The 15,008-nt window shown below is 71.5% G+C and carries 13 protein-coding genes and 1 pseudogene; 5 read left to right on the top strand and 9 right to left on the bottom strand.

All coding sequences use genetic code 11. The annotated features are described in order from the left end of the window. The first annotated feature begins 387 nt into the window (after positions 1-387). Both ACFY6S_RS13965 and ACFY6S_RS13960 read left to right on the top strand, forming a co-directional pair. Positions 388-2,223: a phosphoenolpyruvate carboxykinase (GTP) gene (locus ACFY6S_RS13965; protein ID WP_388815600.1), complete on the top strand. Its 1,836-nt coding sequence runs from the start codon at positions 388-390 to the stop codon at positions 2,221-2,223. A gap of 238 nt (positions 2,224-2,461) precedes the next feature. Next, positions 2,462-3,118, top strand: coding sequence for a class I SAM-dependent methyltransferase (locus tag ACFY6S_RS13960; RefSeq protein ID WP_388815598.1), 657 nt, complete (start codon positions 2,462-2,464; stop codon positions 3,116-3,118). A gap of 77 nt (positions 3,119-3,195) precedes the next feature. Here ACFY6S_RS13960 and ACFY6S_RS13955 read toward each other — a convergent pair. Further along, positions 3,196-3,339, bottom strand: a pseudogene (locus ACFY6S_RS13955) (IS30 family transposase); the annotation flags it as partial. Positions 3,340-3,974: 635 nt separating this feature from the next. Next, positions 3,975-4,142: a hypothetical protein gene (locus ACFY6S_RS13950; RefSeq protein WP_388815596.1), complete on the bottom strand. Its 168-nt coding sequence runs from the start codon at positions 4,140-4,142 to the stop codon at positions 3,975-3,977. Positions 4,143-4,160: 18 nt separating this feature from the next. Between ACFY6S_RS13950 and ACFY6S_RS13945 the strand changes: the two genes are divergently transcribed. Continuing rightward, the gene (locus tag ACFY6S_RS13945) at positions 4,161-4,346 is read left to right on the top strand and encodes a hypothetical protein (protein ID WP_388815594.1); all 186 of its coding nucleotides are present in this window, start codon (positions 4,161-4,163) and stop codon (positions 4,344-4,346) included. Positions 4,347-4,440: 94 nt separating this feature from the next. Here the strand turns inward: ACFY6S_RS13945 and ACFY6S_RS13940 are convergent, their stop codons facing one another. From ACFY6S_RS13940 to ACFY6S_RS13930, 3 genes are all read right to left on the bottom strand, one after another. Continuing rightward, a complete protein-coding gene (locus ACFY6S_RS13940; RefSeq protein ID WP_388815592.1) occupies positions 4,441-4,830 on the bottom strand; it encodes a hypothetical protein in 390 nt (129 codons plus the stop codon). A gap of 124 nt (positions 4,831-4,954) precedes the next feature. Continuing rightward, positions 4,955-5,839, bottom strand: a complete 885-nt coding sequence (locus ACFY6S_RS13935) for a methylenetetrahydrofolate reductase (protein WP_388815591.1) — start codon at positions 5,837-5,839, stop codon at positions 4,955-4,957. Positions 5,840-6,069: 230 nt separating this feature from the next. Then, positions 6,070-7,764, bottom strand: coding sequence for a DHA2 family efflux MFS transporter permease subunit (locus ACFY6S_RS13930; protein ID WP_388815590.1), 1,695 nt, complete (start codon positions 7,762-7,764; stop codon positions 6,070-6,072). 129 nt (positions 7,765-7,893) lie between these two features. Here ACFY6S_RS13930 and ACFY6S_RS13925 point away from each other — a divergent pair, with 129 nt between their 5' ends. Beyond that, positions 7,894-8,889, top strand: coding sequence for an Lrp/AsnC family transcriptional regulator (locus tag ACFY6S_RS13925; RefSeq protein ID WP_388815589.1), 996 nt, complete (start codon positions 7,894-7,896; stop codon positions 8,887-8,889). A 42-nt stretch (positions 8,890-8,931) separates the two neighbouring features. Here ACFY6S_RS13925 and ACFY6S_RS13920 read toward each other — a convergent pair whose 3' ends face one another. Both ACFY6S_RS13920 and ACFY6S_RS13915 read right to left on the bottom strand, forming a co-directional pair. After that, entirely contained in the window at positions 8,932-10,143 is a 1,212-nt protein-coding gene (locus ACFY6S_RS13920; RefSeq protein ID WP_388815587.1) for a pyridoxal phosphate-dependent aminotransferase, read from the bottom strand. A 154-nt stretch (positions 10,144-10,297) separates the two neighbouring features. Next, a complete protein-coding gene (locus tag ACFY6S_RS13915) occupies positions 10,298-11,167 on the bottom strand; it encodes a polysaccharide deacetylase family protein (protein ID WP_388815585.1) in 870 nt (289 codons plus the stop codon). Between the two features lie 340 nt (positions 11,168-11,507). On the opposite strand from ACFY6S_RS13915, the gene ACFY6S_RS13910 reads away from it, so the two are divergent. Next, on the top strand, positions 11,508-11,855 hold the full coding sequence (locus ACFY6S_RS13910) for a DoxX family protein (protein ID WP_388815584.1): 348 nt from the start codon (positions 11,508-11,510) through the stop codon (positions 11,853-11,855). 28 nt (positions 11,856-11,883) lie between these two features. On the opposite strand, the gene ACFY6S_RS13905 is transcribed toward ACFY6S_RS13910, so the two are convergent. Together ACFY6S_RS13905 and ACFY6S_RS13900 are read right to left on the bottom strand one after the other, a co-directional pair. Next, positions 11,884-13,518: an amidohydrolase family protein gene (locus ACFY6S_RS13905; RefSeq protein ID WP_388815582.1), complete on the bottom strand. Its 1,635-nt coding sequence runs from the start codon at positions 13,516-13,518 to the stop codon at positions 11,884-11,886. An 18-nt stretch (positions 13,519-13,536) separates the two neighbouring features. Further along, positions 13,537-14,808 (bottom strand): amino acid deaminase, encoded by a 1,272-nt coding sequence (locus ACFY6S_RS13900; RefSeq protein WP_388815581.1) that lies wholly within the window; start codon positions 14,806-14,808, stop codon positions 13,537-13,539. Positions 14,809-15,008 lie beyond the last annotated feature (200 nt).

The raw sequence follows: 15,008 nt of genomic DNA, 5'->3' as shown, positions 1-15,008 counted from the left end.
GCGGGGCCCCACTCGCGCCGACCTCTGCCGACCTCGCGCCGACCTCTGCCGACCTCGCGCCGACCTCTGCCGACCTCGCGCCGACCTCTGCCGTCCTCGCGCCGTCCTCGCGCCGTCCGCTCGCCGCCTTCTCGCCGCCCCGGTTCCGTGCCGGCGTGCCGCGCAGGGCGCCACGCCCGGCGCCACACTCGCGCCACGCCCGGCGTCCCACCCGCGCCACGCCCGGCCTGCGAGTGGCGATGCTCACGTGTGAGGCCCTCTGGACATATGGGCGCCATAGTCGGATGATCAAATGAGTGCGGTCGGCACCGGATGAGCGGCTACGAAGCGTCCGGGTCGCAGCCCCCAAGGGGCAGACAACCTCAAAACCCTCACCAAGGAGCAATCGTGGCGCGCGAAAACGCGGCTCCCACCAGCATGTCCAGCCCCCTTCCCACCGGCCATCAGGAACTGCTCTCCTGGGTGGACGAGATCGCCGCCCTCACGCAACCGGACAGGGTGGTCTGGTGCGACGGGTCCGAGAGCGAGTACGAGCGCCTGTGCGGGGAGCTCGTCGCCAAGGGCACGTTCCGGAAACTCGACCCGGTCAAGCGCCCGAACTCGTACTACGCCGCCTCCGACCCCTCCGATGTGGCGCGCGTCGAGGACCGGACCTTCATCTGCTCCGAGAAGGAGGAGGACGCGGGCCCCACCAACCACTGGAAGGCCCCGGCCGAGATGCGCGACATCTTCGCCGGTGACCAGGGCATCTTCCGTGGCGCGATGCGCGGCCGGACCATGTACGTGGTCCCGTTCTGCATGGGCCCGCTGGGTTCACCGCTCTCCGCGATCGGCGTCGAGATCACCGACTCCGCGTATGTCGCGGCCTCCATGCGCACCATGACCCGTATGGGGCAGCCGGTCCTCGACGAACTGGGCACCGACGGCTTCTTCGTGAAGGCCGTGCACACCCTGGGCGCGCCGCTGGCCCCCGGTGAGGCCGACGTGCCGTGGCCCTGCAACTCCACCAAGTACATCTCGCACTTCCCCGAGACGCGCGAGATCTGGTCGTACGGCTCCGGTTACGGCGGCAACGCGTTGCTCGGCAAGAAGTGCTACGCGCTGCGCATCGCCTCCGTCATGGCGCGCGACGAGGGCTGGCTCGCCGAGCACATGCTGATCCTCAAGCTCACCCCGCCCCGCGGGGAGGCCAAGTACGTCGCGGCGGCCTTCCCGTCCGCCTGCGGCAAGACCAATCTCGCCATGCTGGAGCCGACGATCTCCGGCTGGACCGTGGAGACCATCGGCGACGACATCGCCTGGATGCGGTTCGGTGAGGACGGCCGGCTGTACGCGATCAACCCGGAGGCCGGCTTCTTCGGCGTCGCGCCCGGCACCGGCGAGCACACCAACGCCAACGCGATGAAGACCATGTGGGGCAACTCGGTCTTCACCAACGTGGCGCTCACCGATGACGGCGACGTCTGGTGGGAGGGCATGACCGAGGAGGCGCCCGCGCACCTCACCGACTGGAAGGGCAACGACTGGGCCCCGGAGTCCGCCACGCCCGCCGCCCACCCCAACGCCCGCTTCACCGTCCCGGCCGGTCAGTGCCCGATCATCGCGCCGGAGTGGGAGGACCCCAAGGGCGTCCCGATCTCGGCCATCCTCTTCGGCGGCCGCCGCGCCTCCGCCGTACCGCTGGTCACCGAGTCCTTCGACTGGCAGCACGGCGTCTTCCTCGGCGCCAACGTCGCTTCCGAGAAGACGGCGGCGGCCGAGGGCAAGGTCGGCGAACTGCGCCGCGACCCGTTCGCCATGCTGCCCTTCTGCGGCTACAACATGGGCGACTACATGGGGCACTGGGTCAAGGTCGGCCAGGACAAGGACGCGGCCGGCCTCCCGAAGATCTACTACGTCAACTGGTTCCGCAAGGACGAGGCGGGCCGCTTCGTCTGGCCCGGCTTCGGCGAGAACGGCCGCGTCCTGAAGTGGATCGTGGAGCGGCTGGACGGTACGGCGGACGGCGTCGAGACCCCGATCGGCATCCTCCCGACGAAGGAGTCCCTGGACACGGACGGCCTCGCCCTCTCCGACTCCGCCCTCGACCTCCTGCTCTCCGTCGACAAGGAGGTCTGGCGCGAGGAGGCGGCGCTCGTGCCGGAGCACCTGAACACCTTCGGCGACCACACCCCGAAGGAACTGTGGGACGAGTACCACGCGCTGGTCCAACGCCTGGGCTGATCCGCCCCGGTGAAACGGCGTGCCCCCGGAGCCTCGGTGGCCTCGGTGGACGCCAGGAAACGCCGCAACACGTGACACCGATGTGTGGTGGCGAGTGTGTGGTGGCGAGCAATCCGAACAGCCGCTCGGTCGGGCATCCCGGCCGAGCGGCTGACGGTCGTACCGCGCCGGGCGCCAGCATTCCCGTCCGTCTCGAATGTGGTTTCGCGGGCGACTGAGGCTTTGATGGACTCGCCTCATGACGACACTGGTGCCACGCATCATGCGAACGCTTGAGGAATTCCACGCCACCCGCCCCTGGGACCACAACGCCCACTACCACCGATGGATCCTGCGTCAGCTCCCCAGACGTTTCGACAGCGCCCTGGATGTCGGATCAGGCAGCGGTGACCTCGCCAGGCTCCTGGCCTCACGGGCCGGAAGGGTGCACGGTATTGACGCGGACCCCACCATCGTCGCTCGCGCGCGGGAGCTCACGGCCCCGGCAGCTCCGGTCGCCTTTTCTGTCGGAGACGCGATGAAGGAGGTACCGTCCGGCCCCTACGAAGTCATCACATGCGTCGCCACCATCCACCACATGCCGTTCAGTGACGCCCTTACCCGCTTCCGACAGCACCTGGCGCCGGGCGGAACTCTGATCGTCGTCGGCCTCTCCCGCCCGCAGTCCCGGAGCGATCACCTGATCGAGGCCGTCGCCATTCCGTCGAATGTGGCCATGGCCTGGATCAAGAACAGGGGGCGCCGGCGATCGCGACCAGCCTCAATGGCAGCCCCGACCCGGCCGGCGGCCATGACCTTCGCGGAAGTGGTTCGCGACGCCCACCAGGCGCTACCCGGCGCACGGCTGCGCCGACGCCTGTTTTGGCGCTATACGCTGGTCTGGCACCACCAGTAGGCGGTCGGTATCAGGGCTTGGCTCGGGGCCAAGGTGCCGCGCGGAACTCCTCTGGTGCTGTCGGGCTCCTGAACGCATCAGATCCTTCGGCACTCGACCGAGGTCTCCCAGTCGAGTGATTTGCCTGGCCGGCTGTTGAGTTGAGGGGCGACGATGTCGAGAACATCACGGCTGTGCCGGAAGAGGTCCGTGCCCTTGGGGAAGCGCTGTCGCAGGAGTCCGCCGGGGAGCGGCAAACGGCCCGGACGACCCCGGCGGGCTTGGTGGCCCATGGGGGAGGCGCCGCACTCGATCGTCCGCTCCCCGACAACTACGTGCTGACGCAGGACACCGGCGCGGGAACCGTCCCGCTCGCGTTCACCACGGCCGAGGTGACCGGGTTCGGGTTCCCGGAGCCTCGGTCACAGCGGCGCGTTGACTGCGGCCACCGGCCGCGTCGGTGGTCAGCCTGCCAATCCCAGCACGTCCGTCAGGTGGCATCGGGTGCAAGCGAGTGCCTCCTGGGGGTTGAGGGTTCCCGTATCCACAGTCAGGACGTGCCACGGGGTCCGCGCGAGGAGGCGACGCGTCAGGCTCGTCTCGAAGCGGAAGTGGACGGCGGTTGACGGGAGGTCATGGACAGCCCGGGTGCCGGGGGACCCGGCAAGCTTCCGCACGTACCAGTCTTCCCAGGCGTCCCCTTCCCGCTCGACGGCGCGTCGCAGTGCCGCCTCCGGGGCGCCCTGGACGTACACCACGGTGACCCGGGCCGGCTCCACGGCCCGTGCCTGCTCACCCACGACGTGTACGAGGCCCCCTCGTCGAGGCCCCAGGCCACGAGAGACGGGATGAAGGGCACGAGAGCGTCCGTCACGAGCTAGTCGATGCCGCTCGCGACCGACTCCGCTACGTAGGCGCGAGTGGACTCGACCAGAGTCTCGACCGAAGTGCCCGTGCCGGCCGGCCACTCGGCCAGAGCACGGCACAGGGTGGACGTGCCGACACCGGGGCTGGTCCCGATGACAGAGATGAGGTGCGTGGGCATGGCGACCTTCTGGCATCCGTGACGTACCAGGGAGGGCCCCGCCGTCCGGCCGACGAGATCGGTCGGGCTGGGCGGACTTGGGAGCGCCTGGACGAACCGGGGCTCTACGACTTCGGCATGACCCGCACGCCCGACCGGCAGGACATCTGGAGCGGCGACAGGGACACCGGCCCCCGCTGGACGGCGGCCCTCCGGAATCCGTGACCGCGCCCGCGGTGAGCCGACGTGCCGCGTCGCCGTACGAGGGGAGCGGTGGCCGGCCGGTCCGCACGCCTCCGCGGTGTGCGGACCGGGGCCGTCAGTGGGCGCCGACGAGGGGCTGGCCGGCCAGCGCGGTGGTGTGCGCGTCCATGCGTTCCGCCGCGAGGATCGCGGCGGCCGTGTCGGCGCGGGAGGCGGCGACGACCAGGGCGCGGCCCGCGAGTGCGAGGGCGCGGCGGTGCAGGGCGGCGGGGTCGGCGCCGGTGAGTCCGGCGTGGCGGGTGGGCGGGGCGCCGCGGAGCCTGGCGACCTGGGTGGCGATGGACTCGGCCGCCGGGTCCATCCCCAGCTCGTCGGTGACGGCGAGCAGCGCGGCGAGATGGCCCGCGAGCTGGATGTCCAGCTCCTCCTCGCGGCTGCGGTGCGGGAAGTCGGCATCGGCGTCGGCCATCGCGTGGACCGACTTGGTACGGATCGGCTCATACATGGGATGGCCTCCTGTGCTGGGTCAGGAGACCATCCTACCTTGGAATCAGTCTAAAGTTGAGCGTATTCCTGAAGTCGCCGAGAGTGACCGCACCCCGGGCGGCCGAGCCCGGAACGCCGGAACGCTACGCCACTTCCTCTGCCCGGATATCGGCGCGGAAGTCGGCGATCCACCGCGACGTCTCCCCGATCCCGCCGAAGGTGTAGAAGTGCAGCTTGAGCGCGCCGTGGCGGTCCGCGTCGTACCCCCTGGCCAGGGCGCGTATGAAGCGGTCGGGTCCCGCTGTGCCCATCAGGTTGGTGATCGAGAAGCCATATTTCTTCGCGATGGACGCGCTCGTGCCGACGCCGAAACGCGTGGCGTACGTCATCAGCCGCTTGATTCCGGCGGGGCCGGGCACCCCGACGCGTACCGGGGCGCCGATGCCGCGCTTCCGCAGCTCCTCGACCCAGCGGAGGACCGGCTCCGCGTCGAAGCCGAACTGGGTGATCACATCGCCGGACAGTCCGTGCCGCGCCAGAGCGGCGGTCTTGTCCTCGATCGCCGACCACAGCACCGGACCGGCGATGGCGGGGTGGCCCTCCGGATAGCCGCTGACGCCGACGCGCCGTACGCCGTACTCCTGGAGGAGTCCGGACCGGATGACGGCGAGGGAGTCGCCGTAGGGGCCGTGGGGCGTGGCGGGGTCGCCGCCGACGACGAGCACCTGGTCCGCCGTGCCGTCGGAGCGCAGCCCGGCGAGGATCTCCGACAGCTCCGACCGGGAGCGCAGCCGGCGGGCCGACAGATGCGGGACGGGGGTGTACCCGAACCGCCGGACCGCGCGGGCGGCGGTCAGCCGCGTCTCCGGGGCCTCGTTGCCGAGGAAGGTGACGTTGATCCGGGTGCCGGCCGGTATGTGGTCCCGGGCCTCTTCGAGCCGGGGGACGTCCTTGCCCGTCATCTCCAGGGAGAAGTCCTCCAGCAGAGAGGTGACGGCCGAGGCGGGGGCCGTGGAGAGGCGGTCCATGGTGTCCTTGGTGCTCCTTGTTCACGTGGTCCCTCCCGGACGCGGCCGGTCCGCCCGTCCGCCCGCCCGCCCGGCATGGGACGGGGCGGACGGACGGACCGGCCGTGCGCGGGCAATCCGTGCCCGCGCACGGGAAACCGCGGTCGCGCGGTCCCCTCAGACGTCTCGCCGGTACCGCGCCCGCGCGGGCTCGTCATGGGGAACAGGGTGCACCCGGGGGCCGGGCGCTGTCACGGGCGGGCCCCCGTCGCCCGCGCCTGCTCGCCGGAGACGCCGGAATCGTCGGAGGCGGCGGCATCGGCGGGGACGCCGGAGGCGGCGGCATCGGCGGGCGCCCCGGCCGGTACGGCGGCGGTCGTGGTGGCCGCCCCGGAAGCCGCGACCGTGGACGGGGACGGCGTGCGCGGGCCGCGCAGCAGCACCACGGAGACCAGGGCGGCGAGCAGCGCGAGCAGCGCGGCCACGGTCAGGCACAGACGCAGACCGTCGAGGAAGGCGTCACCCACCGCTCCCAGGGCCTGGCCCGTGACGGGGCCCAGGTTCATCTGGGCGACCGCGCCCAGCCCGCCCGACTCGGCGGTGTCCACGATGCCCTGCCGGGTCGCACCCGTGATCCCGGCATCGGTGAGATGCGAGGGGAAGGTGCCGAGAGCCCGCGTGGTGAGGAGGGTGCCGAGGACGGCCGGGCCGAGCGCCCCGCCCACCTGCCGGAAGGCGTTGTTGCCCGCGGCGGCCATCCCGGCCAGGTGATGGGGTACGGAGCCGACCGCGGTGGCCGTCATCGGAGTCAGGACGCAGCCCATCCCCAGGCCCAGCAGGGCCAGCCGCCACGCGATGGAGACGAACGACGTGTCCGCGTCGAGCGTGGTCAGCGACGCCAGCGAACCGGAGACGACGAGCAGCCCGGCGGTGATCAGGGCGCGGGCGGGGACCCGGTGCATGAGCCGCCCGACGGGCGCGCCCGCGACGATCGCCGCTCCGGTGACCATCAGGAGACGCCAGCCCGCCTCCAGGGTGTCGAGCCGCTGCACCAGGCCGAAGTAGAGGCTCAGCAGGAAGAAGAAGCCGATCAGCGCCATGAAGGTGATCATCGCGACGAGGGTGGTGGCCGTGAACGCCCGGCTGCGGAACAGCGTCAGATCCAGCATCGGGCTGTCACCGCGCCGCTCGGCCAGGACGAAACCGACCGCCCCGGCCACGGCGACGACCAGCGCCACCAGGACCCGGACCTCGGTGAAGGAACCGGCCCCGCCCTCGATCACGCCGTACACCAGCGCGGTGATCGCGAGGGCCGCGGTGATCTGGCCGGGCCAGTCCAGCCGTCGCCCGTGCGGGGCACGCGAGTCGGTCAGCAGCCGCGCGGCGACGGCCATCGCGATCAGCGACACGGGTATGGCGAGCAGATAGATCCACCGCCAGTCCGCGTGCCGCAGGATGACTCCGGCGATCAGCGGACCGACGGCCAGTGCCAGCAGGAGCGAGGTGGCCCACAGCCCGATGAACTTGCCGCGCTCCCGGTGGTCGGGCACCGCGTGGCTGATCAGGGCGAGCGTCGTGGGCAGCAGCGCCGCCGCGCCCAGTCCGGCGAGAGCCTGGCCGATCCACAGCACCTGGATCGACTGGGCGGCCAGCGCGACGGCGCTCCCGGCGGCGGTGAACAGCAGGCCCGCCTGGAACACCTTCTTGCGCCCGTGGACATCGCCGAACACCCCGGCGGTCAGGATGAAAGCGGCCATGGGGAGGACGAACGCGTCCTGCACCCAGGACAGTTGGGCCGTCGACGCACCCAGCGCCGCCTGGATGGCGGGAAGACTCACGGCGACGGTGGTCACCGGCAAATAGGCGACGAACACGCCCAGACAGGCCATGGCGAGCGTGGCCGCCCGCCGGTCGGCCACCCCGCTCGCCGAAGGTGCGACGTTCACTCAGACACTCCGATTTCTCGTGGGACACACGCGAACCAGCTTCGGCGAACTCAAACCAAAGCGACGAAGCGGCAGCTCATATCGGTGAGAAAGATCCATCGACAGCCGGAGTCGTGGAACAATTCCTCCGTGATCGACGAAACAGACGCGCGGATCCTCCAGGCTCTGCAATGCGCGCCTCGTGCTCCGTTCCGGCTCATCGGCGACGTGACCGGGGTGTCGGAGCAGACCGTGGCCCGCCGCTATCACGCCCTGCGCCGCAGCGGAGTCATGCGCGTCGTGGGGCTGGTCGACCCCGCCGTGCACGGAGAGGCGCAGTGGGTCGCCCGTATCCGCTGCCGTCCCGACCGGGTCGGCCCGCTCGCCGACGCCCTCACCCGGCGCCCCGACATCTCCTACGTCGGCATCGCGTCCGGCGGCTCGGAGATCATCTGCGTCATCCGCTCACCGCTCCACGCCCAGCGCGAGGACATGCTGCTCCAGCGGCTCCCCAAGTCGGCCTCCGTGCTCGACATGAGCATCGACCTGCTCATCCACCCCTTCGAGGGCCCCGACATGGCGGGCTGGACCGGCTACGGCGGACACCTCACGCCCGAGCAGAAGCTGGCGCTGACCGGCGACCCGGCCCCCGCGCCCACCGGTCCGCTCCAGCCGCCCACCGCCGCGGACGCCCCGCTCCTCGACGCCCTCGCCGAGGACGGCCGGGCCACCCACACGCAGCTCGCCGGGGTCACCGGCTGGTCCAAGGGCCGGGTCACCCGCCGGCTGGAGACCCTGGAGGCGTCCGGCACCCTCACCTACGACATCGAGCTGCTGTCCGAACGCCTCGGCCACCCCCTCAACGCCACCCTCTGGCTGCGCGTCGCCCCCGCCCGGCTGGAGCGCGTGGGACACGAGATCGCCCGGCACGACGAGGTCGCCTTCGCCGGCGCCACCAGCGGCGACCACAACGTGATGGCCATCGTGGTCTGCCGCGACGCCGAGGACCTCTACCGCTACCTGACCACCCGCCTCGCCGCCACCCCCGGCATCGACGCCTACGGGGTCAGCATCCGGGTACGCCGCCTCAAGCAGGCCGCCTCCCTGGTCTCCCACGGCCGCCTGGTGCACCCCGCCGGTCACTGACCGAAACCCCGGTGGGCGGTCGTCGCCCCGCACCGGTGCGGCTCAGCGCTGCGCGTACCCGTCCAGGAACGTACCGATCCGGGTCACCGCGTCGGTCAGATCCTGCACCGAGGGCAGCGTCACGATCCGGAAGTGGTCCGGCTCCGGCCAGTTGAACCCCGTGCCGTGCACCACCATGATCTTCTCGGCCCGCAGCAGGTCGAGGACCAGCTGCCGGTCGTCCTTCACCTTGTAGACCGAGGGGTCCAGCCGGGGGAAGAGATAGAGCGCGCCCTTCGGCTTCACGCAGGTCACGCCCGGAATCCTGGTGAGCAGGTCGTACGCCACATCGCGCTGCTCCAGGATCCGGCCGCCGGGCAGCACCAGGTCCTCGATGGACTGGCGCCCGTTGAGCGCGGTGGCCACCGCGTGCTGCGAGGGCATGTTGGCGCACAGCCGCATGTTGGCCAGGATCGTCAGCCCCTCGATGTACGAGGTCGCGTGCGCCTTGGGGCCGCAGACCGCGAGCCAGCCCGAGCGGAACCCGGCCACCCGGTAGTTCTTGGAGAGCCCGTTGAACGTCAGCGTCAGCAGATCGGGCGCGACGGCGGCGGTCGGGGTGTGGGTCGCGCCGTCGTACAGGATGCGGTCGTAGATCTCGTCCGAGCAGACGACCAGGTTGTGCCGGCGGGCGATCTCGGTGAGCGAGGCGAGCATCGCGTCGTCGTACACGGCGCCCGTCGGGTTGTTCGGGTTGATGATCACGATCGCTTTCGTCCGATCGGTGATCTTCCGCTCGATGTCGGCGAGGTCGGGCATCCAGTCGGCCTGCTCGTCGCAGCGGTAGTGCACGGCGGTGCCGCCCGCGAGCGACACCGAGGCCGTCCACAGCGGGTAGTCGGGGGCGGGTACGAGGACCTCGTCCCCGTCGTCCAGCAGCGCCTGCATCGACATCTGGATCAGCTCGGAGACGCCGTTGCCGAGGTAGATGTCCTCGACGTCCAGCTCGATGCCCTTGGTCTGGTAGTGCTGCATGACCGCGCGGCGGGCGGAGAGCAGCCCCTTCGCGTCGCCGTAGCCGTGCGCGTCCCCGAGGTTGCGGAGCATGTCCTCAAGGATCTCCGGCGGGCACTCGAAGCCGAAGGCCGCCGGATTGCCGGTGTTCAGCTTGAGGATGCGCTGGCCCGCTGCTTCCAGCCGCATCGCCTCGTCGAGCACCGGGCCCCGGATCTCGTAGCAGACGTTGGCGAGCTTCGTTGACTGGATGACCTGCATGTCGGCCACCTTACGGCCGTGTAACGGAGGCCGCCTGGTGTTTTTCCCCACGTTGCTCCGGTCGGACGACCGTCCGATCGTACGACCGGGGCGGCCGTACGACCGGGGCGGCCGGAGCGACCGGGTGCGACGGATTCGACTCGACGGTTCCCGCTCAGCGGACCGGGAAGCTGAACGCGTACCCCTGCTCGCCGAGCCACGGCAGCAGTTCCCGCAGCGCCGCCGCCGTCTGCGACCTGTCGCCCCCGCCGTCGTGGAAGAGGAGGGTGGGCCCGTTCGACAGCTCGTTCCTGACCGTGCTCAGGATGGCCCCGGCCCCCGGCTGTTCGAAGTCCTTGGAGTCCACGTTCCAGCCCACCGGCCGCATCCCGGCCGCCGCCGCGATCTGCCGGCTGTACGGGGTGAACGCGCCGCCCGGCGCCCGGTAGTACAGCGGCTTGACGCCGCCCGACGCCTTCTCGATCTGGCGGGCCGCCGTGAGGATCTGCTCCTTCTGGTACGCCTTCGACCTGTGGTCCATTCCGGTGTCGTGCGCGACGGAGTGGTCGCACAGCCGGTGCCCCTCGGCCACGACGCGCTTGACGATGTCCGGGTGGGCCTCGGCCTGCGGGCCGACCATGCAGAAGATCGCCTTGACGTCGTTGTCCCGGAGGATCTTGAGGATCTCCGGGGTCCAGACCGGATCCGGGCCGTCGTCGACGGTGATGTTGACGGCCTTGCCGCCGCTCTCCGCCGCGTGCGCGATGTCCATGTTGACCAGGGGCGGCGGCAGCTTCGGGTTCGGCTGCGAGGTCTGGTCCGGCAGCTCGGGCGGGTGCGGCGCCGCGAGGGGCTTGTCGTCCGTGCCGGGCGCGCGGGTGGTGCTCCCCGGCCGGGGAGCGTCCGGCTTCCCGGCCGCCTGCTGGTGCCCGCACCCGGCGAGCAGCGCGGCCCCGGCGAGCGCGACCACCGCCGTCAGCGTGCCCGCTCGCACGGCCCCGCGCCTCGCGGCGCGCGCCGCCCCCCGTACCTTCCGCTGCCCCATGGCCCCCACCGCTCCTGACTCCGCTCATGCCGTGTTCGGGGAGAGAGACGAGCGAAGTGGCGCCGAGGATCCGTTTTTCCGGGGATCGCTCATAAATTCGTGGAGCCGCCACGGCGTGGTCCGCGCAGCTCAGAGCCTGTCGCGTCGACCGCGGCGGGTGGGGACCGGCGCGGCCCCGGCGTACGGCGCCCCGCGGCACCGCGTCGTGGACCTGTCGCCCCGTCACCACCGGTCCTCGTCCGGCCTTCCTTCACATCATCTTTACCGGCAGACTGACAACCGGTCCCGCGCACCCCGTGCTTCCCGCCCGTCACTCCGGGCATTCTCCGAGAGGTCACCCGTGTTCATCGCCTACGCCGTCGTCGGCATCATGCTCGCCCTCGCTCTGACGGGCTCCGCCTTCGCCGACATCACCCGCGCGGAGCGGATCGTCACCTCGCTGTCCGAACTCGGGGTGCCGGACTCCTGGTTCGTCCCCCTCGGCCTCGTCAAGATCGCGGGCGCGCTGGGGCTGGTGATCGGGCTCTGGGTGCCGTTCCTGGGCGTGGCGGCGGCGATCGGCGTGGTGCTGTACTTCATCGGCGCGCTCATCACGCACCTGCGGGTGAAGGACCACGCCGTCGCCCCCGTCGTCGGCTTCATGCTGATCGGGGCCGTGGCGCTGGTGCTGCGGCTGGCGTCCGCCTGATCCGGTCCGCTCCGGCAGCCGGCGGTCGTCAGGCGGACCGCCGTACCGACCGGCCCGCCAGCACGTCCGTGCGGCGCCCGTCCTCGATCACGAACCGCCCGTCGATCAGTACGTGCGGGATGCCCACCGGCAGGGTGCGCGGCGCTTCGAAGGTGGAGCCAGCCGCGACCGTGTCCGGGTCGAAGAGGACCAGGTCGGCGCGGTATCCCTCGCGTACGAGCCCCCGGTCGGGCAGCCGCAGCCGGGCCGCCGGGCGGGAGGTGAGATGGGCGACGCACTCCTCCAGCGTCAGAATGCCCAGCTCACGGGCGTACCGGCCCAGGTAGTGCGGGAAGGTGCCGTAGGCGCGCGGATGCGGCTTGGCGCCCTGGAGGATGCCGTCGCTGCCGCCCGTGTGGACGCGGTGGCGTATGATCCGCCGGACGTTCTCCTCGTGGCCGACGTGTTGCAGGATGGTGGTGCCGAGCCCGTCCTCGATCAGCAGCCGCCGCGCCGTGGTCCACGGCGGCTCGCCCGCCGAGGCGGCCGACTCCGCGACCGTACGGCCCACGTACCGCGTGAGCGCCGGGTCGGCGACGCCGGAGATCTCGATGGTGTCCCACTCGATGGGCACACCGTGGCAGCCGTCCGCGCCGACGACCTCCAGATGGTGCCGGATCCTCTCGGCGGTCGCCGGGTCCCGCAGCCGCTCGGTGATCGCGTCGGGGCCGCCCTCGCTCGCCCAACTGGGCAGCATCGCCACGAGGGTGGTGCAGCCGGGGGTGTACGGGTAGGTGTCGAGCGAGATGTCGGCGCCCGAGTCCAGCGCCCGGTCCAGCAGCGCCAGCAGATCCGGCGCCCGGCCCTCGTTGACCGCGAAGTTCATGGTGGCGTGGGCGAGATGGAGCGCGCAGCCCGCCGTGCCGGTGAGCGTCACCATCTCCTCGTACGCTTCGAGCGCCCCGGCGCCGTACGAGCGGTGGTGCGGGCAGTAGTAGCCGCCGTACCGCGCCACGACCCGGCACAGTTCGGTGAGTTCGGCGTCGTCCGCGTACATGCCGGGGGTGTAGGTCAGCCCCGAGGACATGCCGACCGCGCCCTGCTCCATGGAGTCGGCCACCAGCTGCTTCATCCGGGCCAGTTCGGCGCCGGTCGCGGGCCGGTCGTCCCATCCGACGGCGAACATACGGACGGTGCCCTGCGGGACCAGATAGGCCGCGTTGACGGCGATGCCCGGCCCGTCGAAGCCCTGGCCCTCGAAGGCGTGGTCGAGCCGGTCCAGGTACTCGCCGACGGTGCGCCAGTCGAAGTCGACGGAGGTGTCGCCCTCCCCGCCGCCGTTCCAGCCGTTGATCGCCTGCCGGACGTGCGTCAGGGTCCGGTCGTCGACCGGCGCGTACGACAGACCGTCCTGGCCGATCACCTCCAGGGTCACGCCCTGCGCGGCCTTCGCGGTGTGCTCGGGGTCGCGCAGCAGCGCCAGATCGCTGTGCGCGTGCATGTCGATGAAGCCGGGGGAGAGGGCGAGCCCGGCGGCGTCGACGACGCGCGCGCCGGCCGGGCGCGGGCCCTCGCCCTCCCGCCGTATCTCCGCGATACGGCCGTCGGTGACACCGACATCGGCGCGGTACGACGGGCCGCCGGTGCCGTCGATGACGCGCGCGTCGCGCAGGACGAGATCCACAGCGGAGCCTCTCAGGAGTCAGAAGAACGTACGGATGAGGTCGGTGACCGTGCCGTCCGCCTCCACCAGCGGAATCAGCTGCCACTTGTCGAACGAGGTGCAGGGGTGGGACAGCCCCATGCCGACCCAGTCGCCCACCTCCAGCCGCGCCCCGGGCGCGGTGGTCAGCCAGCCGTGCTGGTCGGACAGGCCGGTCACCGCGATGCCGTCGGCCGGGCGGATCTCGCCGGTGCGTCCGTCCCGTACGACCTGCGCCTCCGGCAGGTCCAGGTCGTGGGCCGCGTCCCGCTTGCCCGCGTTGACGAACGCCTGGCCGGGGGAGGGGCGCGAGACGACCTGGGCCCAGAGGCGGAAGGCGGGCTGGAGGGAGCCCTCCTGCGGGACCCGGTTGAAGGGGGTGAGGTGCCGGTAGTGCCCGTCGTCGTGCGAGACGTACGCGCCGGAGCGCAGCAGCTTGAGCACGGGCCGGGAGAGCGCCGGGATGTCGGCGAAGACGTCCGCGACCGCGTCGAACCAGGCGCTGCCGCCCGCGCTGACGATGATCTCCCCGGCCCCCGCGAACCGTCCCGCCGCGTCGAACTCCCCGGCCAGCGCGGTCAGCCGGCGCAGCCAGGCACGGACCCGCTCGCCGTCCGCCCGCGGCACCTCGCCCTCGTAACCGGCCACCCCGGTCAGCCGCAGCGTGGGTACGGCGGCCACCGCGTCCGCGACGGCGGCGCACTCCGCCTCCGTACGCGCGCCGGTACGGGCGCCCTCACCCGCGCCCAGTTCGACCACGACCTCCACGGGGCGGGTCGCGCCCGCCGCCGTGAGCGCCTCGTCCATCAGCTCGACGCCGCGCACCGAGTCCACGTAGCAGACGAAGCGGAAGCCGGGGTCCCGGTCCAGCTCGGCGGCGAGCCAGCGCAGCGCCGCCGCGTCGACCAGCTCGTTGGCGAGGAAGATCCGGTCGATGCCGAACGCCCGGTAGACGCGCGCCTGGTGGGGGACGGCGGCGGTGATGCCCCAGGCGCCGTACTCCAGTTGGCGCGCGAACAGCTGCGGCGACATGGAGGTCTTGCCGTGCGGCGCGAAGGCGAGCCCGTGCCGCTCGGAGTACGTCTTCAGCAGGGCGAGGTTGTGCTCGACCGACTCGGCGGAGAGGGCGAGGACGGGGGTGGTGAAGCCCCCGGTGAACAGGGAGCGGCGCTCGGCGGCGAGTGCGGCGACGGTCAGCCCGTCGGCGTCCGGCGGCAGCCCCTTGAAACGGTGGTCGACCCGCTCCGCGCTCAGATCCTCGGCGGCTGCCATGGGCCCCTCCCCTTCGTCGAGTCCATCTTCGTGTTCGGTCCCGTGCGGTCACGATGCGCGACTTCATTGCATTCCATGCAACGCCCATTGCGTATATCGCTCAACGCTGTCTAACATCCGAGCCGACAGCGGGTCAATGGTGACCCCGCGATCCGGCGAACGGCGAGGAGCCCCAGAGTGACCGCAACCGCAGACACGGA

Origin of the sequence: Streptomyces sp. NPDC012835, assembly GCF_042900885.1 — a bacterium.
Classification (GTDB): Bacteria; Actinomycetota; Actinomycetes; order Streptomycetales; family Streptomycetaceae; genus Streptomyces.
This window is presented reverse-complemented; position numbering and strand designations above follow the sequence as displayed.

Bases quoted from the DNA above. Each gene is read 5' to 3' on its own strand.
- ACFY6S_RS13960 (WP_388815598.1), top strand. From the start codon at position 2,462: ATGACGACACTGGTGCCACGCATCATGCGAACGCTTGAGGAATTCCAC.
- ACFY6S_RS13950 (WP_388815596.1), bottom strand. From the start codon at position 4,142: ATGCCCACGCACCTCATCTCTGTCATCGGGACCAGCCCCGGTGTCGGC.
- ACFY6S_RS13940 (WP_388815592.1), bottom strand. From the start codon at position 4,830: ATGTATGAGCCGATCCGTACCAAGTCGGTCCACGCGATGGCCGACGCC.
- ACFY6S_RS13935 (WP_388815591.1), bottom strand. From the start codon at position 5,839: ATGGACCGCCTCTCCACGGCCCCCGCCTCGGCCGTCACCTCTCTGCTG.
- ACFY6S_RS13920 (WP_388815587.1), bottom strand. From the start codon at position 10,143: ATGCAGGTCATCCAGTCAACGAAGCTCGCCAACGTCTGCTACGAGATC.
- ACFY6S_RS13915 (WP_388815585.1), bottom strand. From the start codon at position 11,167: ATGGGGCAGCGGAAGGTACGGGGGGCGGCGCGCGCCGCGAGGCGCGGG.
- ACFY6S_RS13900 (WP_388815581.1), bottom strand. From the start codon at position 14,808: ATGGCAGCCGCCGAGGATCTGAGCGCGGAGCGGGTCGACCACCGTTTC.